Genomic DNA, 21,801 nt, shown 5'->3' with positions numbered 1-21,801 from the left:
AAACTGTGAGTGAAGATTTAAGTCTACGCTCTCTATTGAGAGATACAGCCCTTACCCCCAGTGAGGCAAAAATTCTCATGGCCCATGTTCTGGAAAAGCATTACCAACTTCCACGTTCCGCCCTACTTTCTCGAGATGACATGTCACTTCACGCAGAAGCAATGGCATTCTGGAAAGATCTTGAAGCCAGAAGACTTCAAGGGGAGCCGATTGCCTACCTAGTGGGTAAAAGAGGCTTTCATAACGTTGAACTTTACGTAGCCCCTGGCGTTCTCATACCGCGCCCGGAAACTGAGCTCTTGGTTGAGATTGGTTTGCGCGAAATTCAACACTTAAATAATCCAGCAAGAATTCTGGACCTGGGTACCGGTTCGGGTGCGATTGCCTTGGCGATTGCACATGCAGTGCCAAGCGCACAAATTACCGCCACCGATCAATCGACTGAAGCCTTAGAAATTGCCAGTACAAATGCCAAGCTATTAAATGTTGCCTCTCAAGTCCAGTTTTTACAGGGGAACTGGTATGAGGCGATCGATGACAGAGCTTCTTTTGACATCATTCTTAGTAACCCGCCCTATATAGCGGCCCAAGATTCGCATTTAAGTCAGGGTGACCTGCGCTTTGAACCAATTTCAGCACTCACCGACCATTCTAGTGGCCTCACTTGCTTAGAAAACATTATTTTCGGTGCCAAACATCACCTGAATCCAAATGGCTTGTTAGCCGTTGAGCATGGGTTTGACCAATCAGATGCGGTAGTAGCCCTCATGAAGATAGCAGGCCTTTACGACATTCAAACGCATTTAGATTTGGGCGGCCATTACCGTGTCGCCTCAGGCAGAAAATAGAGCTTAATAACCTTTTTTCACATTAAGTCTTAAAATCAAACAAACCTTATTTTCAAACCGTCTTTGCAATAAGACCGCCGTAGTAGAAACTTTGTAGAAAGAATATATGGACACTCAAGCTCAAATTAAAGAAATCGTTACTAGCCATCCAGTGGTATTGTTTATGAAGGGAACTGCACAGTTTCCACAATGCGGCTTTTCAGGCAATGCCATCAATATCTTGCGCGCTAGTGGTGTTGAAAAACTCCATACCGTGAACGTCTTAGAAGATGCTGGAATTCGCCAAGGCATAAAAGAATATGCCAATTGGCCAACGATTCCTCAGCTTTATATCAATGGTGAATTTGTTGGTGGCTCTGACATCATGACTGAAATGTTTCAGTCTGGCGAACTTCAAAAACTGGTTAAAGCTTAAGCAAACTTTTTGCTGCAACTGTTGACGCCATGACTTTTGATTTAGGCTCTCTTCTACTATTCGGCCTGCCATTTGGAGTTTGCGCAGGCCTTTTAGTTTATGCACTAAACCTACGCTCGACCCTTGCTCGTGTTGAGCTGCAAGCCCAAACAGAAATTGCCCTAGCGCTTAGTTTGCGCGCTGAACGTGACCAAGCTTTACAAAATGCAATCCGCTTAGAGGCAGAGTTAGATTCTGAGCGTAAGCAAGGTTTAGGAAGAATTGAGTCGCTCAATGAAGCTAAAGAAGCGCTTACAAATCAATTTAAAAATTTAGCCAATGAGATCTTGGAAGATAAATCTAAGCGCTTTACTGAACAAAATACGGCTAACTTAGATGCCCTATTAAAACCTCTGCAAACTAAGCTCACTGAATTTAAAGAGCAAGTAAGCACTTCATACGGCAATGAAGCCCGTGAGCGTCATGCTCTCAAAAGTGAAATCGAACGTTTAGCCAATCTTAATCTGCGCATGTCTGATGAGACACGCTCGCTAACGCAAGCCCTCAAGGGTGACTCTAAGGTTCAAGGTAATTGGGGCGAATTGGTGCTGGAATCTATTTTGGAATCCTCTGGCCTGCGTAAGGGTGAGGAATACCTTGTACAAGACAGTCATACCCAAACAGATGGCTCACGTCTTCAGCCTGACGTAGTAATTAAGCTCCCAGAAGGCAGAAGCCTTGTAGTCGATAGCAAAGTATCGATTACCGCCTATGCAAGACATGTTGAAACTACAGACCCTGTAACTGCGGAGCAAGGATTGGCTGCACATATTCAGTCTCTACGCCAACATATTCAGGGCCTTTCTGGGAAAAACTATAGCTCCCTCTATGGCGTAGGGTCAGTCGACTTTGTTTTAATGTTTGTGCCGATTGAGCCGGCATTCTTGCTCGCATTAAAGACTGCGCCAAATTTGTATCAAGAAGCTCTCGCAAAAAATATTGTGCTGGTTTGCCCAAGCACCTTAATGGCAACACTTAGAACCGTTGCCCACCTCTGGCGTCAAGATCATCAAAACCGCAATGCATTAGAGATTGCAAAACAATGTGGCAACCTCTACGATAAGTTTGTTGGTTTTGTAGATGATTTAGAAAAACTTGGTCAACGTCTAGACCAAGCACAAACCAGCTATCACGATGCCTTCAACAAACTTAAAACCGGCAAAGGTAATCTCATCCGCTCCGCTGAAAAGGTACGTGAATTAGGTGTCAAACCCACCAAGAATCTGGCTTCTCCATTGATTGAGTCTTCTTCTGACTTTGAATAGTGAATCATCGACACACAAAAAGACATTAAGATACATTCAAACAAAAACCCCGCCTAGTTTGCACTAAACGGGGTTTTTTATTTAAGGCCTACTACTAGATCTAACTCTTACTCAGCTACAAATTAAGCTGCTTTACGGCTACGTGATGCAGGTGTAGCAGCTTTCTTAACTTGAGCAATTTGACCTTGTACAGTTTCGATTGCTTGATCAGCAGTCTTTTCTGCAGTCGCAAAAGCTTCTTTGCTAGCAGCGCGGAACTGCTCAAAACCTTGCAATGCGCTACCGTATACAGTTTTAAATGAAGACAAGAAAGCATCAGAACCTGCTGGTGCATTAGCAGTAACGGTATTCATCCAATCTTGGAAACCATCTTGCAACTGGTCAATGCTTGCATCAACTACATTTGCAAATTCTTTATTGCTATCGCGCAATACTTTGCTTACTTTCTTTTGGTAAGCAAAAGCTTGATTGCCAGCAGCTTGTAAAGAATCGGCAGCAAAGATTTCAGTAACTTGCTTTGGATCTTTAGCTGTCAAAACTTGTTGAATGCCGTCTTGAGCGTTTACCAATGCATCTTTAGAAGCTGCGTAGTTCAGCTCAGCCAATTTTTGAGCATTTTCCAAAGCAGCTTCGCTCAAAGAAAATGAAGCCTCGAGGCCTTTGCTGTTAATTTGGGACAATTTAGCGGTGATTTGGTCTTGGTTCATGTATTTCTCCAGAAATTAAGTGGTACAACTAGTCTATTAAGCGCACGATTTAAGAGATGGAAAACTTCAGATACCTTAAATATTGCACTGCACCATGAAACTGTAACTGAAGGAATATGACAAATCAAGTTGTTTTTGCTGCTATGCAACAAATATATTCCAATAATAAAATAAACTGAATATAATCAATTACTTAATGTCACCCCAGAATCCTCATTCCTATCGAAAAGTAGCCATTGCAGCCTGCTTTGGCACCTTTTTGGAGTGGTATGACTTCCTGACATTTGCCACACTAGCGGTAGTTTTTGCCCCCCTCTTCTTTCCCTCTACGGATCTAAATACAGCCCTTTTAGCCAGCCTAGCGACTTTTGGCGTTGGAATGGTAGTCAGACCCATAGGGGCTGCTCTTTTTGGCTCTATGGGCGATCGTATTGGTCGAAAGCCCGTCTTTATGATCACCATTGCCCTCATGGGCGCAGCAACCGTAAGCGTAGGCTTTTTGCCCACCTATGCGCAAATAGGAATTTGGTCGCCAGTCTTATTGGTTGGCTTGCGTCTACTCCAGGGACTCTCTGCAGGCGGCGAAATCGGTGGGAGTGCGGTCTATCTCACAGAACATGCCGGCAATGAGTACCGAGGGTTTAAAACCAGCTTCTTGCAGCTAATGGGTCCACTTGGCATTCTGTTCTCCACCCTACAAATTGCACTCCTGAGAAACTATCTCTCCCCAGAGGAATTTCAATCGTGGGGATGGCGCGTACCGTTCTGGATTTCGATTGTGCTCCTCCTTATTGCGTTTAAAGCACGCATGGCTTTAGAAGAGACTCCCATTTTTCTAGAACTCAGCAAAACTCACCAGCAATCTGAAAGTCCTCTGCTCAATAATTTTCGAGATCCACAAACACGCAAGCGCATGTTTTTACTTTTCTTCTGTGTCTCAGCGGGAGGAGCAGTGCTTTTCTTTTGCGTACAAGTCTATACAGCGATTTTTCTAAAAACCTCTGTAAAACTTGCGCCCGAGTTGGTTGACCAACTCAGTATTTATGCAACCCTAGCATTATTCCCGCTTACTATTTTTGCGGGCTGGTTGTCAGACAAGATAGGCCGTAAACCAGTAATAGTTTGCGGACTATTCTTGGGCGCCAGCATTATCCTACCCGCGTTTCAACTACTTAAAATTATTGGCATTGAATATCTCAATAGCCCAGCCAATACATTCCATCTCATTTTCATTGGAATATTGCTAACGAGTTTATCTTTAGCTCTTGCATTAGTAGTTGGCCCACAAACGGCTATGTTGGCCGAACTCTTTCCCGCCAAAACCAGAAATAGTGCAGCAACACTGCCTCACAATTTAGCGGCAGGATGGATTGGTGGTTTACTACCCTTAATAGTGACTTGGTTAAATCAACGTTGGCAGAGTGATAGCGCTGGACTATGGTACCCAACCATCTTCTTAGCAGCAGCAGCAATTATTGCTGCTCTCTATCTACCCGAGACTCGAAAAGTTTCCTTACTGGATTAATCCATCCAGACAAAACTCTAGAGGTAGAGTTTTCGCGAAAGACTGCGCAGTTTTTTCCTAAAACGCTTGCCCTGAACTGCTGCCCTATCTAAGGTGCTAATTTCAATTTCTGATTGCTTTAGAGCTTTCTCATCCAGAAATACAGAAGCAAATTTTTTCATTACAACAGCTGGTGAAAATTCTTGGGAATAGCAATCCCATTCTTGCTTCTGTTGCCAAACTCGATCGAAGTCCAAGAAAATTTTCTTAAGGTCATCTGGCCCTTTGTATAAAACTGCTTTTGACCCCAAGACATCTATATGATTTCGCTGGGGAGAAAGAGCATAGGTAATTACTGGCTTGTTGTGCATAGAAAATTCTCCGCAGGCTAGCCCAAAGCTTTCACCAATTCCTCTTGCATGAATCATGGCATCGCATGTATTAATAAAGCTCGACTTAAATACTGGATCTGAGTTCCCCGGAAGAAAGATCACCTGGGGGTGAGCTATAAATTGATCAATATTCATAAACAGAAAATATAGGTGCGGATGCTTATCAACAAGCTCGGCAATTACTTTCTTTACAAAATCTAAGTTAAAGCTATCGCTTCCACCATAACATCCAAATACAGTCGCGCTTTCGGAAATACCTAAGTTCGATCTAAGAGATTTGCCTACTATCGGCAAATCAATCATATGGGGAACGTATGGAATTCTTCCGTTAGAACACTCATCACTTAACCACTTTGAGACGTAGGCATAAATGTCACCATGCATCTCCTTAATATTTTGCGGGAACACAGCGTGCATTAAATTGGGGACGCCCGGAAGCATATAGCCATCTCGCTCGCCGGACTTGATGAGATACATAGCGTCAACCTGCCCTAATTCAGGCATTGCCTGAATATCACTAAATTGATCGTATGGAACTAATTGAAACTCGTGCTGGAATTTTTGAAAAACAAGGGGCTGTACCTGCTCTGAGCGGCGATCATAAAAAATGGTCGATTTATTGCCTAAGAGTCTTTGATTCTGAAGTGCGTAATCAAAAATGGCGATATGAGTGCCTCGAAGAGACATCAAGCCTGCATCAAAACCGATATTTTTGTACGACATCTAGAGATTTTAAATGCCAAAAAGAAAGGTGGTGCCCCTTGTCCGACTCGAACAGACCACCTACTGATTACAAATCAGTTGCTCTACCAGATGAGCTAAAGGGGCAACGGGATATATTTTATCCTATTTCACAATCTTCAAGGATGGTCTTGTAGTTTTGGGCTTTTCAGGAGTGCTATCCGCTGAGTCTGCAATATGGAGATCACGGGCCTGGGCTGGATCAAATGGGAAAGACATCCCCTGACCATTCTCTCTAGCGTAGATAGCCAAGACGTTGCTGACAGGAACCATAATCTTTCTCGGAATGCCCCCAAACCTCGCCTGAAAGCTAATCCAGTCATTTTCTAACTGAAGCTGATGACACGCCTCCAAAGAGAGATTCAGAACAATTTCATCATTCTTCACAAACTCCATAGGCACCTCCACCCTAGCATCGACAAAAACAGCGATGAAGGGCGTAAAACCAAAATCCGTGCACCACTGATGTAGAGCACGGATTAGATAGGGCTTGTTACTTGGAATGTCAGACATGCCGACGAGCAATGTACCGCTAGAAATACTTAGCGGCGCATTACCTTCTCAGAGGGAGTCAAAGCCTCAATATAAGCAGGTCGACTAAATATACGCTCAGCGTATTTCAGCAAAGCCGCTGCGTTGCGAGACAGATCAATGCCATAGTGCTCAAGACGCCATAACAATGGCGCAATCGCAACATCCAGCATCGAAAACTCATCGCCCAACATATATTTGTTTTTAACAAAAATTGGCGCCAACTGAGTCAAACGATCACGAATCGCTAAACGCGCTTTTTCATGAACCTTTTCAGCAGCTTTCCCTTTTTCATTCTCTAAGGCAGCCACATGCACAAATAACTCTTTCTCAAAATTGAAGAGGAAGAGACGTGCGCGAGCGCGCGCCACTGGATCAGGCGGCATTAATTGTGGGTGAGGAAAACGCTCATCAATATATTCATTAATGATGTTGGACTCATACAAAATTAAATCGCGCTCAACCAAAATAGGAACTTGGCCATATGGGTTCATCACTGAGATGTCTTCAGGTTTATTAAACAAGTCGACATCGCGGATTTCAAAATCCATGCCTTTTTCAAAAAGCACCAAGCGGCAGCGTTGCGAGAATGGGCAGTTAGTACCCGAGTACAACACCATCATAAATTTATTTCCTTAAATTTCTACTTCAATACAACAAACGCACATCAGCGTTAAATCTTTTTCACCAACGGGTCCCAGCATCAGAACCCATCAAATTCAATTAGTGAATATCTTTCCAATAAGCCTTATTCAAACGCCAAGCCAACAGGGTGAAGATAGCCAAGAACAAGAGCACCACTACGCCAAGACGCTTACGCTCCAACTGAACTGGCTCAGCCATCCATGACATGAAAGCAACCAAGTCAGCGATGTTGTCATCGTATTCTTGTGGCTTCATTGTGCCCGGGGTCAACTGCTCAAAACCCACAAATACTTTTTCCATTCTGCCTTCGTCATGAGGATCTTTATGTTCCTCAAACTTAGCAGCACGCTCACCCTGTAACTGCCAGAGAACATGGGGCATGCCCACGTTTGGGTACACCAAGTTATTCCACCCAGTCTGAGTGGTGTCGTCTTTATAGAAAGTACGGAAGTAGGTATAGAGCCAATCAGTTCCACGAGCACGAGCCTCAACTGATAAATCAGGCGGGTTCTTACCAAAGAAAGCCTTACCTTCTTTTGGTGTCATAGAAATGGTCATCAAATCACCTACTTTGGCATCAGTCAAAATGAGGTTGTCTTTGATTTGTTGATCAGTCAAGCCAATATCGCGTAGGCGGTTGTAACGCATGCTAGAAGCTGCGTGGCAGTTCAAGCAATAGTTCACAAAAATCTTTGCACCATTTTGCAGGGATGCATTTTTACTGACGCGATTCGGGGCCGTATCCAATGGGAAGCCACCTTCATTTGCATTGGCACTTACACCAAAGCCCAGGGCCGCAACCAATACTGTTGCTTGGCAGATGCCCATCAAAGTTTGCAGAATTCGTTTCATGCTAATTCCTAATTTCTCTTTGCCAATATCTCAGGCGTGAATTAATGGGACTTAAAAGTAACGCGTGTTGGGACTGGCTTGAATGTACCAAGCGTGCTCCAGAACGGCATTGCCAAGAAGAAGCCCAGATAATAAATAGTGCATACCTGAGAAATCTTTTCGAACACTGGTGATGGTGGCTCAATACCCAAGTAACCCAAGATCACAAAACACACCACAAATAAGCCATAAATATATTTATGGAATTGTGGGCGATAACGAATGGATTTCACTGGTGACTTATCAAGCCAAGGCAAGAAGAACATGATCACAACAGAACCGCCCATGATCACAACACCCCAGAACTTAGCATCAAATAAGAAGAAGCCACCTGCCAACACAAGAGCGATTGCAGCACAGGCGCCCTTCACCTTCAGGTCTTTGGTCTTCAGGGCAAACATTCCAAGAATGACTGCTAAGAAGATCCATAAAGGCAATAAGAAGTTTGTTGTAGTTGCACGCAACATTGAGTAGAACGGTGTGAAATACCAAACCGGCGCAATGTGCGGAGGAGTTTGCAATGGATTTGCAGGGACGAAGTTATTTGCCTCAAGGAAGTAACCGCCCATCTCTGGAGCAAAGAACACGATGCAAGCAAATACCATCAAAAACCCACCCAAATACATCACATCATGGACTGAGTAAAAAGGGTGAAATGGAATGCCATCAACTGGATGACCATTGGCGTCTAAGTTCTCTTTAATTTCAACGCCATCAGGATTGTTTGAGCCAACTTCATGGAGGGCCAAAATATGAGCCGCTACCAAACCAATCAATACCAATGGAATTGCAATGACGTGGAATGCAAAGAAGCGGTTGAGAGTTGCATCACCCACAACATAGTCGCCACGCAACCACAAGGATAAATCTGGACCAATGAATGGAATTGCAGAGAATAAGTTCACAATCACTTGAGCGCCCCAGTAGGACATCTGGCCCCATGGGAGCAAGTAACCGAAGAATGCCTCGCCCATTAAGCACAAGAAAATTGCGCAACCAAAAATCCAGATTAATTCACGTGGCTTGCGATAGGAGCCGTAGATCAAACCACGGAACATATGCATATACACCACCACAAAGAATAAGGAAGCGCCTGTGGAGTGCATGTAGCGAATCATCCAACCCCACGGAACTTCGCGCATGATGTATTCAACTGACTCAAAAGCCTTTGCAGCATCAGGCTTGTAGTTCATGGTTAAGAAAATACCGGTAAGTATCTGGTTTACCAACACTACGATAGCTAACGCGCCAAAAATATAAAAGAAATTTAAATTTTTCGGCGCGTAATACTCGCTCATGTGCCGCTTAAATGCTTCAGTTACCGGGAGACGTGAGTCAACCCAAGCCATTAGCTTTTGGGCGGCGGATGCGTCTGCTGGGACTTCTTTTTCGTGGAATGCCATTTATCTCTCCTTAGGCCTTCTTATCATCGCCAATCAGAATCTTGGTGTCGCTCAAATACATGTGTGGCGGCACTTCAAGGTTATCTGGGGCTGGTTTGTTCTTAAATACACGGCCTGCCATGTCAAAAGTAGAGCCATGACATGGGCAAAGGAAGCCGCCTGGCCAAGTGTTGGGCAGGGAAGGCTGAGCACCGGATTCAAATTTAGGCGTTGGAGAGCAGCCCAAATGGGTGCAGATACCAACTACTACAAGGTACTCAGGTTTAATAGAGCGCCACTGATTCTGGGCATATGGGGGCGTAAATTGAGATGGATCACGCAATGAATTCGGGTCAGCCAATTCGCTATCAATCTTGGATAACTCAGCAACCTGATCAGGGGTACGACGAACCACCCAAACAGGCTTACCACGCCACTCCACCATTCTCATCTCATCTGGCTGCATACCAGTGATGTCGATTTCAACAGCTGCTCCAGCGGCTTTCGCGCGCTCAGAAGGCTCAAAACTGTCCACAAAAGGGTATAGGGCTGCAGCGGCACCTACGCCACCAACCGCCGAAGTGGCGATCAACCAATTACGGCGATCCTTGTCCATACAGGGCTTGTCACTCATTTACAAAATTCCTAAAAAGGGTATTTATGGGTGGAAATTGCTTAAAGGTAGGATTTTAAAGTAAAAAGTAGGGTAAGCAAGAAAGTTATGGGGTTAATCTCGGGTTAATCTCGATCTAAATTCAAAGGAGGCCATTTATGAGCGTTTTAAAGGAGTTTCGTGACTTTGCCGTAAAGGGCAATGTGGTTGATTTGGCGGTCGGTGTCATTATTGGTGGCGCTTTCGGGAAAATCGTCGATTCCCTGGTAAATGACATCGTTATGCCTGTTATTTCCACCCTTTTAGGGGGTCATATTGACTTTACCAACCTGTTTATCGTCCTTGGCCACGTCCCAGAGGGCGTACCGAGAACCTTTGATGCCCTGAAAAAGGCCGGTGTACCCATCTTTGCCTATGGCAACTTCATCACCATTTCGATCAACTTTATCCTTCTGGCGTTCGTTATCTTCCAAATGGTTAAGGTGGTCAATAAAGTTCGTTTGATGGATGCCCCTCCTCCACCTCCCGTTCCGGAAGATGTCGTTTTGCTGCGCGAGATTCGTGACAGTCTAAAAAAATAATTTGCACATCTAATTAATAAATGTTGAATCGATTCTGGTTACTATTTGCACAATCAGTAACCATTTTGTTGGCTGCATTATTCATTGTTGCTACGCTCAAGCCTGGCTGGATATCGGGCGCGCAAATGGGCTCAATGGTGGAGAGTGTCACCCTCAGAGAGGGCGCTTACGATAATTCTGCAATTAGTCCCGGCTCGTATCACGAGGCAGTCAAAAAATCGATGCCTGCTGTCGTCAATATTTTTACGAGCAAGGCAAATACAAAACCTAAAGCCCGCAAAGAGAGTGGCAGCAATTCGGCAGATCCTTTATTTAAATTCTTTTTTGGGGATCAACCTCCAGACTCAGAACCAAGCTCCAGCCTAGGCTCTGGGGTGATCGTCAGTCCAGAGGGAATTATTCTCACCAACTATCATGTCATTAGTGATGCCGACGAAATTGATGTGGCACTATCTGATGGCAGAAAAGTAAAGGCCAAAATAATTGGCGGTGATCCAGAAACAGATATTGCCGTTTTAAAGATTGATGTAAAGCAATTACCCACGCCTATCACCTTAGGAAAAATTGAATCCGTTCACGTAGGGGATGTAGTGCTTGCCATTGGTAACCCCTTTGGAGTTGGTCAAACCGTTACCTCTGGAATTATTTCTGCTCTAGGTCGTGATCATGTGGGCATCAATACTTTTGAAAACTTTATCCAAACTGATGCCGCAATTAATCCTGGAAATTCTGGTGGCGCATTAGTAGACACACGCGGCTATTTAATTGGAATTAACACCGCTATTTATTCCAATAATGGAGGCTCCATGGGAATTGGTTTTGCCATCCCCATTAATCTTGCAAGACAGGTAATGGAATCGATTCTCAACAATGGCAGCGTTACACGTGGCTGGATCGGGGTTGAGCCTCAAAACTTATCCAAGGAGCTCTCAGAGTCACTTGGACTTCCTCAAAATACCGTGGGCGTTCTATTGTCAGGAGTGCTAGAGGGTGGGCCTGCAGCCAGGGGCGGCATCAAGCCTGGTGACGTTCTGGTAGCTGTCAACGGCAATAGCACCAAAGATGTAAGACAGCTATTAAATCAAATTGCTCAAATTGGTCCAGGTAATGAAGCTAACCTGAAAATCTTACGCAAAGATAAAGAATTAGAGCTTAAGGTTCAAACTGGCAAAAGACCCAAACCCAAAACAATCAACTAATAGCAGAGGTAGTGCCTAAGGACTTACCCAGGAAGTATTTTGGATAAGAAATCTTTAGCTCTAGGTGAACGTGCATCTGGGTTGCCAAAGAATTCATCCCTACTGCAATCCTCAATAATTCTGCCTTGATCCATAAAGATCACCCGATGACTAACTTTTCGCGCAAAACCCATTTCATGAGTCACGCAGCACATCGTCATACCCTCATTGGCAAGCTTGACCATGACATCTAAAACTTCACCAACCATTTCCGGATCAAGCGCAGAGGTAGGCTCATCGAACAGCATCACAATTGGATCCATGCTCAATGCACGTGCAATAGCCACGCGTTGTTGCTGACCGCCAGAGAGTTGACCTGGAAATTTATCTTTTTGAGCAGTCAAGCCAACACGCTCTAAATATTTTAGCCCGTGAGTTTTGGCCTCGTCAGCCGAGCGTCCCAACACCTTGATTTGCGCAAGTGTCAGATTTTCAGTAATACTTAAGTGCGGAAAAAGCTCAAAGTGCTGAAATACCATTCCCACGTGAGAACGCAACTTAGGTAAGTTGGTTTTAGGATCGCGCAGACTAATTCCATTAACTGAAATTTCACCTGACTGAATTGGCTCTAAGGCATTAATCGTTTTGATAAGAGTAGATTTGCCAGAACCTGAAGGCCCACAAATCACTACCACCTCCCCCTTTTTGATTGACGTCGTGCAGTCAGTCAAAACCTGAAAGGAGCCATACCATTTAGAAACGTTTTGAAGTTCAATCATGATGGTCTATGTAGTGTGTAGCAATCAAAAAAATAATTAACGAATAATGGCAACTTTTGCCTGAATAGTGCGCACTGCTTTCGATAGTGAAAAGCAAATAACGAAATACGTAGCTGCAGCCAAGATGTAAGTCTCAATTGGGCGCCCATAATTTTTTCCAGCAATCTCAAAACCTTTTAAGAGATCGTAGGCTCCAATCGCATAGACCAAAGAAGTATCTTGGAACAAGATGATGGTCTGGGTCATGAAGACAGGGATCATATTTCTGAATGCTTGTGGCAAAACGACTAGGCGCATATTTTGTCCGTAGGTCATTCCCAAAGCTTCGCCTGCATAAATCTGACCTTTTGGAACAGACTGAATGCCCGCTCTCACGATCTCCGAAAAGAAGGCGGCCTCAAATGCAATGAAAGTAATCGTAGCCGATAGGTCAGCCCCAATAGGCCTGCCAATCAACATTGGGATAAGCAAGAAGAACCAAAGAATCACCATGACCAATGGAATGGAGCGCATGGTATTGATATAAAACGTTGCGGGATAAACTAAAGCAGGTTTGCCCGAAAGCCGCATCAAAGCTAAAAAGGTACCCACCACAATGCCGCCAATGGTCGCAATGACAGTGAGCTGTACGCTAAATAACAACCCCTTCACAATATAGTTTGTGAAGAGTTCCCAGTTATAGAAACTTAAGTCTAAGCTCAACATATCATCGCCTTTTAGTGAGCCAGACTTGCATCATTCGATGCGGCGATGAAACCTGGAATACGGCTTCTTTTCTCGATCAATGCCATAACTCGATTGACGGAGAATGCTGACAATGCATAAAGCGCAGTAACTGCCAAATAAATCTCAACGCCATGAGAGGTTTCTTCTTGAGCCTGCATTGCAAATAAAGTCAGCTCTGGCACAGAGACGGCAAAGGCTACTGAAGAATTTTTAATCACATTCATGCTCTCAGAAGTCAGAGGAGGAATGACGATACGCAATGCCATTGGCAATATGACATAACGATAAGTCTGTGGAGTAGTTAATCCCAAGGCAGTTGCAGCAGCTCTTTGGCCACTGGGCAAAGACTGAATACCAGCCCGCACCTGCTCTGCTATGCGAGCGGAGGTAAAAAATCCTAAGGCAATGCTTACCAACCAATAGGAGGGTAGCGCCTTTAATGGCAGAATAAATGCGGGGATAACGTGGTACCAAAGAAATACCTGAACTAAAACGGGAATATTTCTAAATAACTCGACCCAAGTAGTCGAGAATCTTACCAATATTCTGCTAAGTCTGCCGTTGTCTGGCAGGGTTCTGAGAGTGCCCATAACGGCGCCCAAAATCAAGGCAATCGCGAGCCCTAGACCCGCTACCGCTAAGGTCCAGCCCCAAGCCTTCATCAACCAGTCTAGATAACTAGGATCTGCGTTTTGGCCAAGCCCAAAAATAGAGGAGAAGCAGTGTTCAACTACTTCCCCGTCTAAGGTGCTTTTACAAAAAACACCTAAATCTAATGCCATATTAGTAACTTATTTTTTGAATTACTTCTTGTTGTAATCTTCCGCAGGTTTGTCATTCAAATTAGCCCAAGCATTTTTAGTTGCCGGAGATAATTCAAGACCAACTACGATATTTTTTGGTGGAATTGGTGATAAGAACCATTTGTTCCAGAGTCCAGGCATTTTGCCGTTCGCGACAATCTTCGCAATAGCAGCATTCACAGCAGCTCTAAACTCAGGATCGTTTTTAGGAACCATGATGGCAATTGGCTCTGTAGCTAGTACTTCGCCAACAATTTTAAAGTCTTTTGGATTCTTGGAGTTCGCAATATTTCCGGCCAAAATAGAGCCATCCATCACAAAGGCATCAGCGCGACCAGATTCAAGCAACAGGAAACTGTCAGCATGGTCTTTTCCGAATACTTCATCAAAATTCACACCATTGGCTTTTTCGTGCTTACGCAAGAGCTGTACTGAAGTTGTACCAGTAGTTGTTGCAACTTTCTTACCCGCCAACTGAGAAATAGAAGTAATTCCTGAGTTTGCTCTCACTGCAATGCGCACCTCTTCTACATATAAGGTATTTGCAAATCCAACATCTTTGGCACGGGCAGTATTGTTTGTTGTTGTACCGCACTCGATATCAACTGTGCCGTTTTGCACTAAAGGAACGCGATTTTGTGAAGTCACTGGCTGATAATTAATTCGTAGGGTACTCATGCCCAACTTATCCTTAATATCACCCAAAATCATGCGGCATATTTCAACATGGTAACCGTCAAAACGGCTATCGCCAGTGGTATAGGACATTGGTATTGAAGACTCGCGTACGCCCATGGTTACCGCACCAGTGGATTTAATCTTATCCATCGTTGCACTCGCAGCCTGAGATGAGACAGGAGCCAGCAAACCAGCGACTAGCGCGCTAGCTGCAAAAATCATTGGGAATTTATTGTTTTTCATTGAAGGTCTCACTATTAGTTCATTTTTAGTTGAAAAAGCTACTGTTCATCGATACTCTATTTTTAACAGACTTTATATCAAATGACGTCTATTAAATCCCATTAAGAGTGCAAAAACTAGGGTATCTACTAGTTTTGACTTTTTCTTGAGCTCAGATTTGATTAATAACTAATCAGTCGCCCATAAAAAATTTTATAAATAAAGATGTTCTGGAGGTAGACCCATTTGGTAGTGCTGATAAATTTTTATAAAAGCATCCTCAATTCCACGAGTAAAGAGTTCTGCATCAAATAATGGGGTGCTCAATCTATTTAACAACAACTTTTCTTGGATTTGCTTCAGCTTAAATAGGTTTGTGGCCAGTTCAACCGCCAAATCTTCATATTTTTCTGGGCTGCGGGCAATGAGTTCGGGCAAGCTCATAGCCGTTAGAAGACTTCCGGCAACTCGACCCGCTAAGGTTTCACCCAACTGAGTCAGCACCGGCAAACCAGCCCATAGTGCGTCACTGGCAGTGGTGTGCGCGTTACAGGGCAGCGTATCTAAAAATAAATCCGCTAATTGATGTCGCGCCAAATGCTCTGGAAGATCCATGCGCTTTGCAAAAATTAATCGCTCTTTTGCAATTCCCCTACTTTCAGCGTGAAAAATGAGATTTTGCTTGGCTAACAAATTGTCCTCAAGCAACCATAAAACACTATTGGGAACTTTTGACAAAATACGCGCCCAAAGATCAAGAGTCGTTGGCAAAATTTTAAAGTTGTTATTAAAGCAACAAAAAACAAATTTGTTTTCAGGTAGATAAAAGTCAGATCGAGAGAATTTCTTGTTCGAGATTTCCCGCCTTGAATCATTTACCTGATAACAATTTTTCAAGTAAATAATTTTTTCCGAAAAATACTGTTGGTTGCACTCTGGAATTAACACCCTGTCAGCAATGATGTAGTCCATAAATTCAGCCCCCATAGTACCGGGATAGCCTAAATAATTAATTTGCAAAGGTGCGGCGCCTAGCGCAAAAATTTCAGGCCTTGAATTCGTGGTGTATCCCTTCAGGTCAATCGCAATATCCACCTCCATTCGACGGGATAAAGCAGTTACCTCTTGATCCGACATAGCGCTGATATCGATAAATTGGTCAAAATTCTTTTGAAGCCTTACCTGCATTGCATCCTGCGTATTTGGGCCAAAAGAAAAGGCCAATACTTCAAAGTGCTCCCGATCATGTAATTCAAATAACTCAGCCATTAAATAGGCTGTGGCATGATTGAAAAAATCATTAGAGTAGTAAGCAATCCTGATCTTCTTTTCCGCACTCTTTGAATGAAATTTCGGCCTTACAAAAACTGGGAACTGATCTTTTGCAAAGAGCGTTGCTACTTGAAAATTGATACTCTCCGATGCTGATGCAACCACCATAGGAAATGGGGATGAGGCCAATTGATTGGCTGCAATAGCCCCTTGAATATCATTAATCTCAGCATTAAGATTATTCCAGTCACATATTTTCATTTTTGCATGTAGCATTTCTCCAGCTACATAATGAATACCGGGGTTTAGCCTAAGCGCCTCTTCATATGCGGCAATCGCTTGTGGGTATTGCTTCTGATCATGAAGGGATGAGGCCTTATTAGCCCAGGCTTGTGCGTACTCTGGGCGCAACCTGATGGCCTGGTCGTATGCTATCAATGCCTCATTAAATTTCTTAAGAGCACATAGGGTAATGCCTTTATTGGACCAAGTTGTAGCATCATTCGGACGCAAAATAAGACTTTTTTCATAAGAATAAAGTGCCTCTTCATAGCGCCGCAGTCTAGCCAAGTCAACCCCTAAATTACACCAGGCCTCGGCGTATCTAGGTTCAATTTGCACTGCATTTTTATAGTGGGCTAAAGCGAGATCTAATTGATCAAGCTCATCGTATAACCTAGCTACGTTGTAATGCAGCTCAGGTGAATCTTTTTTTAGTTGAAGTGCTTTTGTATAGTTCTGAAGTGCTAAAGTTGTATCACCCATTTGAGCTTGAGCTGTGGCTATGTCATGCAATGCTTCAAAAAATTCACCCCCCATATTGATGGCCCTATCCAGGTAGAGGATGGAATGCTCAAATTGGCCTCTCTCAAGGAAAGAAGACCCTAAGTAATATAGCGCCTGAGCAGAGCAATCTGACTGCTGGCCGGCTCTTAAAAGTAGGCTGTGAAAGCGCTCTGCATCACCAGTACTAGCGGCAATATATGCCAAAAGCTCATTTGCCCCGGCATGATCTGAATTTTCTGCAAGAACAGCTCCAAGAGCTAACTCAGTAGCTTGATAGTCTTTCGCTTGAAAGTGCTGCCTGGCTAAATGTAAGGAATTTTCTAGGCTATCTTTTTGCATATAAGTTAAATACTCAATTACAACCCTTGATTCTAAAGCCTGAAAGAATAAACTCCCAATTCAGAATAACTTAATACCGCAGTGATCGCCACCATCATATGAAGAAGGAATTCATTTAAAATTTGATGATGAATCCCCAGCTTGCATTTTTATTAAATAAATCACTTGATTACCTTCGAGAATCGAATTTAGATGCAGCTGAACCATTGCTCCTGCAAGCTTTATCCATTGAATCAAATAATCCAGATGTACTTAGATTTCTGGGGATTATTTATGCTCAACGTAAAGATTACACTCAGGCACTCAAATACCTAGAGGCGGCAATAAAGATAAATCCACAAAATGGTATTGCCCATAGCAACATTGGCAATCTGCTGTTTGAGCTTGGGCAACTTGAAGATGCCCTTATTTCTTATGACACAGCAATTGCACTGAATCCTACCTATGCAGAGGCTTGGTCTAATAAGGGTAATGCTTTATACGAGCTACAACGCTATGAAGAAGCTCTAGGGCACCACGATAGAGCCATTGCCTTGAATCCCTCTTATGCAGAGGCTTGGTCTAATAAGGGCCTTGTTCTAAATCATCTTAAAGATTTCGAAAATGCATTGGCACATCACGACAAAGCAATCTCACTTCGTCCTATGTCTGCTAAGGCTTGGATTAATAAAGGTATGGCCTATAGCGAGCTTGAGCAACATGAAGACGCGCTAACTCTCTATGATCATGCCCTAATACTAAATCCCGATTTTGCAGAGGCCTGGACCAATAAAGGAAATGTTGTCTTTGCCCTGGGGCACCTCGATGAATCCATTGAACATCACCAGCATGCTATTCAACTAAAGCCAAACTATGCACAAGCCTGGTATAACCTCGGAATTTCTTATTGTGCATTAAAGCGCCATCAAGAATGTATAGCTGCTTACGATCAAGCAATCCGACTAAAGTCTGACTATGCCATGGCCTACTGGAATAAATCTCTAGTTGAGCTCACTATTGGAGATTTTCGCAATGGCTGGCAAAATTTTGAAGCTCGAGCCTTTATCAAAATCAATCCACTTAAATCCAGCTATAACTCAATTCCACGATTGCAGAATTTATTAGACGTAAAAGGAAAGAAGATTCTAATCTGGTCCGAGCAGGGCCTTGGTGATTCTATTCAGTTTTGCCGCTACATTCCAGAATTAGTTAAATTGGGTGCAAATGTGACATTTGTGACCCCACTCACTCTTGCCGTATTAATGGAAAGCTTAAGTGAAAAAATTCAAATTATTTCTGAGTGCCACAATTTAAGTGATTTTGCTTTTCAGGCCCCCCTAATGAGTCTGCCCCTAATTTTTAAAACTGAGCTTGCATCAATCCCTAACTCAAACGCCTATTTAGGCGCTAATCTCACAAAGAAAAAAATGTGGGCGGAAAAACTAGCCCAGCATCACCTTCTTAGGGTTGGGCTAGTATGGAATGGTGGCTTCAGGCCAGAGCAACCTGAAATGTGGGCTATTAATGAGCGCCGCAATATCCCTCTTGAAATTATTGCTCGCCTGCAGCACTTAACTAATATTGAGTTTTATAGCCTTCAAAAGGGAGATCCCGCTGAATCAGAATTAGAACAAAACAAGTCTAATATTTGGCCTACAAATAATTTATTTAATTGCGTCCCCGAACTCGAGGACTTTTCAGACACAGCGGCACTCATCAGCAATTTAGATCTAGTGATATCCGTCGACACTTCAACCGCACACCTAGCAGCAGCTCTCGGAAAGCCTACTTGGATATTAAATCGATATGACACCTGTTGGCGCTGGCTTGAAGATCGAGCCGATTCACCTTGGTATAAGAGCGTAAGGCTTTATAGACAAAAAAACTCCGGAGAATGGGGGGAGGTTTTGGAGCAAGTTGAAAGAGATCTAAAAATCCTAGCGCAAAAACATGACCAAGACATTTAAACTCCCTTAATGAATTCACAATATCAATTAATGCTCAGCCAAGCAATTGAGGCATTCCAAAGTGGCAACACCCAAAGTGCTGAAATCATCCTAAAAAGACTACTACAGGTCGACGCAAAAAATGTACCGGCACTGCATGTTCTTGGCCTCATTCGAGCTTTGCAAGATAATCATGTAGAGGCTGTTAAATATCTAAAAAAAGCTGTGGCACTCGAGCCCTCAGATCCCTCGCTGCAATATAACCTAGCTAAAGCACTTTCAAGCATCGGGAATGAAAAAGAAGCATTAATTCATCATCAAAGAGTCATTAAATTAATGCCCCAAAATCCAGAGGCTTGGTTAAATTATGGAAAAAGCTTACTAGCACTGAATCGAAATGAAGAAGCGATGGCCACCTTCAATAAGGCGCTAAATATTCATGCGCATTATCCTGAGGCTTTACTCAACAAGGCCATAGCCCTAAGAGGACTTCAAAAAGATGATGAGGCTCTAGCATTAATAAATCAAGCCCTGAGCTTAAATGTAGATTTTTATGAGGGATGGCTCAATAAAGCAATTTCATTGAAAGCCCTCAATCAAAACGATGAAGCCCTAAGTTGCTTTGATCGAGCAATCAAAATAAACCCCAATAAAATTGACGCATGGATAAATGTCGGAAACGCTCTACTGGATTTGTCTCGCCTACAAGATGCTCTTGCTTGCTTTGAAAAGGCCACTGATTTAGATCCGAAAGTGGCTGAATACCATATCCAGCAGGGAAAAATTCTACAGAAAATAGGCAATCTAACTGAAGCCTCTGAATGCTTTGATAGGGCAATAGACCTTAATCCAAATAATATCAATGCATATATATGCAAAAGCGCAGTGCACATGGAGCTTAAACAATTTGAGAGTGCATTGGTCTGTATTAATAAACGAATTTCATTGAACCCAAACATAGCCGATGGATATATCGATCGCGGTACAGCGCTTGAAAACTTAAATAGACATACAGAGGCAAGAGATTGTTTTAAAACTGCTTTAAAAATTGATCCTAAAAATGCTCAGGCCAAATGGGGTCTCACCTTTAACTTAATACACAAAATACCATCTAGTCTTAATGCTACCAATCTTATGCGCCAGTCTTTTAAGGATGCCTTAAGCAATTTGAATCAATGGCTTGACGAGTCTACCCTTCCTAATGCCCACCATGCTATTGGCTGGCGGCAACCATTTTATTTAGCTTACCAAGAAATAAATAATAGAGAACTCATTTATCAGTATGGTCAAATCTGCCATAGAGTAATGTCCTGGTGGAGTAGTCGACAAAATTTTTCAATTAGCGCACCCAATACTAGAGAGCGCATTAAAGTTGGTATAGTCAGCTCACATATTTATGAGCATTCAGTATGGAATGCTATTGTCAAAGGTTGGATACAGCACCTCAATCCTGACTTATTCGAGGTTCATGTATTTTATTTAAGTAGTTTCAGCGACTATGAAACGATCTTAGCAAAATCAATTGCCACTTCATTCACTGACAACCTGGATAATCTAAGAGATTCAGTCAAAGCAATTCTAGAAAAAGAAGTTGATGTTTTAATTTACCCTGAAATTGGTATGTCCCCATTGAGTTGCATACTAGCTAATCTACGATTGGCCCCTTTACAACTTGCTTCTTGGGGCCACCCCGAAACCACTGGTTTGGCGACCATTGATTACTTTATCTCAGCCCAGGAATTTGAACCTACTAATGCAGAGGATTATTACAGCGAAAAATTAGTTCAACTCCCTAATTTAGGCTGTTACTACTCAGCCCGTACTGAAAGCCCAATAAATATTAATCTTCAGGAACTTGGTATAAATGCAGAATCGCCCATACTTTTATGCCCTGGTACGCCTTTTAAATACGCCCCTGAGCATGACCAAATTTTTGTATCCATAGCGCAAAAACTATCTGTATGCCAATTTATCTTCTTCCAGAGTCAAGAAGTGGCTTTGTCTGAAGCATTAAAAGAAAGATTGGAAAATGCATTCGAGCGGGAAAACTTAAATGCTGCTGATTTCATTCACTTTATTCCATGGCAAAAAACTGAGGCATTTTACGGATTAATGTTGAAAGCCGATGTATTTTTAGACACAATTGGTTTTTCTGGATTTAATACCGCTATTCAAGCAATTGAATGTGGACTCCCTATTGTTACGAGAGAAGGTCATTTTCTGCGAGGTCGCTTAGCTAGCGGAATCCTTAGAAGAATGGACATGTCTGAACTCATCACCAACAACGAGACGGAATATATCAACCTGATTGTCAAATTAGTACAAGACCGAGATTACAGGAAAACAGTGCAAGAGAAAATTATTGTCCTTAGATCTATTTTGTTTGATGATTTAGAGCCGATTAGAGCTTTAGAGCAGTTTTTGATCGATCGAGTCAAGGTGGGTGTAGATACCAGCCATTTAACTAATAATAATTGATTAGTTATTATCCTGTTATATAAATAAAAACCCCGCTGTATTTTCACAGCGGGGTTTTTTG

20 protein-coding genes and 1 tRNA gene are annotated in these 21,801 nt (G+C 42.9%); 8 read left to right on the top strand and 13 right to left on the bottom strand.

Annotated elements, in window-relative coordinates:
* Positions 1-5: 5 nt before the first annotated feature.
* From prmC to rmuC, 3 genes are all read left to right on the top strand, one after another.
* A complete protein-coding gene (gene prmC, locus ICN33_RS05050; RefSeq protein ID WP_216195043.1) occupies positions 6-848 on the top strand; it encodes a peptide chain release factor N(5)-glutamine methyltransferase in 843 nt (280 codons plus the stop codon).
* A gap of 106 nt (positions 849-954) precedes the next feature.
* Positions 955-1,263: a Grx4 family monothiol glutaredoxin gene (gene grxD / locus ICN33_RS05045; protein WP_216195041.1), complete on the top strand. Its 309-nt coding sequence runs from the start codon at positions 955-957 to the stop codon at positions 1,261-1,263.
* Between the two features lie 29 nt (positions 1,264-1,292).
* On the top strand, positions 1,293-2,567 hold the full coding sequence (rmuC, locus tag ICN33_RS05040) for a DNA recombination protein RmuC (RefSeq protein WP_216195038.1): 1,275 nt from the start codon (positions 1,293-1,295) through the stop codon (positions 2,565-2,567).
* A gap of 122 nt (positions 2,568-2,689) precedes the next feature.
* On the opposite strand, the gene ICN33_RS05035 is transcribed toward rmuC, so the two are convergent.
* Positions 2,690-3,274 (bottom strand): phasin family protein, encoded by a 585-nt coding sequence (locus ICN33_RS05035; protein WP_216195036.1) that lies wholly within the window; start codon positions 3,272-3,274, stop codon positions 2,690-2,692.
* A gap of 196 nt (positions 3,275-3,470) precedes the next feature.
* On the opposite strand from ICN33_RS05035, the gene ICN33_RS05030 reads away from it, so the two are divergent.
* The gene (locus ICN33_RS05030; RefSeq protein ID WP_255530662.1) at positions 3,471-4,799 is read left to right on the top strand and encodes an MFS transporter; all 1,329 of its coding nucleotides are present in this window, start codon (positions 3,471-3,473) and stop codon (positions 4,797-4,799) included.
* Positions 4,800-4,816: 17 nt separating this feature from the next.
* Here ICN33_RS05030 and ICN33_RS05025 read toward each other — a convergent pair whose 3' ends face one another.
* The 7 genes from ICN33_RS05025 to petA form a co-directional block, all read right to left on the bottom strand.
* On the bottom strand, positions 4,817-5,893 hold the full coding sequence (locus ICN33_RS05025; protein WP_216195034.1) for a hypothetical protein: 1,077 nt from the start codon (positions 5,891-5,893) through the stop codon (positions 4,817-4,819).
* Between the two features lie 29 nt (positions 5,894-5,922).
* Positions 5,923-5,998: transfer RNA gene (locus ICN33_RS05020), tRNA-Thr, on the bottom strand.
* Positions 5,999-6,016: 18 nt separating this feature from the next.
* On the bottom strand, positions 6,017-6,424 hold the full coding sequence (locus tag ICN33_RS05015; RefSeq protein ID WP_216195032.1) for a ClpXP protease specificity-enhancing factor: 408 nt from the start codon (positions 6,422-6,424) through the stop codon (positions 6,017-6,019).
* 29 nt (positions 6,425-6,453) lie between these two features.
* Entirely contained in the window at positions 6,454-7,065 is a 612-nt protein-coding gene (locus tag ICN33_RS05010; RefSeq protein ID WP_068320223.1) for a glutathione S-transferase N-terminal domain-containing protein, read from the bottom strand.
* A 100-nt stretch (positions 7,066-7,165) separates the two neighbouring features.
* Positions 7,166-7,939: a cytochrome c1 gene (locus ICN33_RS05005; protein ID WP_370623226.1), complete on the bottom strand. Its 774-nt coding sequence runs from the start codon at positions 7,937-7,939 to the stop codon at positions 7,166-7,168.
* 41 nt (positions 7,940-7,980) lie between these two features.
* The gene (locus ICN33_RS05000) at positions 7,981-9,381 is read right to left on the bottom strand and encodes a cytochrome bc complex cytochrome b subunit (RefSeq protein ID WP_216195030.1); all 1,401 of its coding nucleotides are present in this window, start codon (positions 9,379-9,381) and stop codon (positions 7,981-7,983) included.
* Positions 9,382-9,391: 10 nt separating this feature from the next.
* On the bottom strand, positions 9,392-9,994 hold the full coding sequence (gene petA, locus ICN33_RS04995) for a ubiquinol-cytochrome c reductase iron-sulfur subunit (protein WP_216195028.1): 603 nt from the start codon (positions 9,992-9,994) through the stop codon (positions 9,392-9,394).
* Positions 9,995-10,131: 137 nt separating this feature from the next.
* Here petA and mscL point away from each other — a divergent pair, with 137 nt between their 5' ends.
* Positions 10,132-10,554 (top strand): large conductance mechanosensitive channel protein MscL, encoded by a 423-nt coding sequence (gene mscL, locus ICN33_RS04990; RefSeq protein ID WP_216195026.1) that lies wholly within the window; start codon positions 10,132-10,134, stop codon positions 10,552-10,554.
* Positions 10,555-10,574: 20 nt separating this feature from the next.
* A complete protein-coding gene (locus tag ICN33_RS04985; RefSeq protein WP_216195024.1) occupies positions 10,575-11,753 on the top strand; it encodes a Do family serine endopeptidase in 1,179 nt (392 codons plus the stop codon).
* A gap of 23 nt (positions 11,754-11,776) precedes the next feature.
* Here ICN33_RS04985 and ICN33_RS04980 read toward each other — a convergent pair whose 3' ends face one another.
* The 5 genes from ICN33_RS04980 to ICN33_RS04960 all read right to left on the bottom strand — a co-directional run bounded on the left by ICN33_RS04980 (position 11,777) and on the right by ICN33_RS04960 (position 17,337).
* The gene (locus tag ICN33_RS04980) at positions 11,777-12,511 is read right to left on the bottom strand and encodes an amino acid ABC transporter ATP-binding protein (RefSeq protein WP_216195022.1); all 735 of its coding nucleotides are present in this window, start codon (positions 12,509-12,511) and stop codon (positions 11,777-11,779) included.
* Between the two features lie 36 nt (positions 12,512-12,547).
* A complete protein-coding gene (locus ICN33_RS04975) occupies positions 12,548-13,216 on the bottom strand; it encodes an amino acid ABC transporter permease (RefSeq protein WP_216195020.1) in 669 nt (222 codons plus the stop codon).
* 11 nt (positions 13,217-13,227) lie between these two features.
* On the bottom strand, positions 13,228-14,019 hold the full coding sequence (locus ICN33_RS04970; RefSeq protein ID WP_216195018.1) for an amino acid ABC transporter permease: 792 nt from the start codon (positions 14,017-14,019) through the stop codon (positions 13,228-13,230).
* A 21-nt stretch (positions 14,020-14,040) separates the two neighbouring features.
* Positions 14,041-14,961, bottom strand: a complete 921-nt coding sequence (locus ICN33_RS04965) for an amino acid ABC transporter substrate-binding protein (RefSeq protein ID WP_370623224.1) — start codon at positions 14,959-14,961, stop codon at positions 14,041-14,043.
* Positions 14,962-15,153: 192 nt separating this feature from the next.
* A complete protein-coding gene (locus tag ICN33_RS04960) occupies positions 15,154-17,337 on the bottom strand; it encodes a tetratricopeptide repeat protein (protein WP_216195017.1) in 2,184 nt (727 codons plus the stop codon).
* A gap of 128 nt (positions 17,338-17,465) precedes the next feature.
* On the opposite strand from ICN33_RS04960, the gene ICN33_RS04955 reads away from it, so the two are divergent.
* Positions 17,466-19,283, top strand: a complete 1,818-nt coding sequence (locus tag ICN33_RS04955; RefSeq protein WP_216195015.1) for a tetratricopeptide repeat protein — start codon at positions 17,466-17,468, stop codon at positions 19,281-19,283.
* Positions 19,284-19,292: 9 nt separating this feature from the next.
* Positions 19,293-21,740: a tetratricopeptide repeat protein gene (locus tag ICN33_RS04950; protein ID WP_216195014.1), complete on the top strand. Its 2,448-nt coding sequence runs from the start codon at positions 19,293-19,295 to the stop codon at positions 21,738-21,740.
* The last annotated feature ends 61 nt before the right edge of the window (positions 21,741-21,801 follow it).

The organism is Polynucleobacter sp. UB-Tiil-W10 (genome assembly GCF_018881605.1).
Classification (GTDB): domain Bacteria; phylum Pseudomonadota; class Gammaproteobacteria; order Burkholderiales; family Burkholderiaceae; genus Polynucleobacter.
Note: the sequence above shows the minus strand (reverse complement) of the source record. Positions and strands in the feature narration are given on the sequence as shown.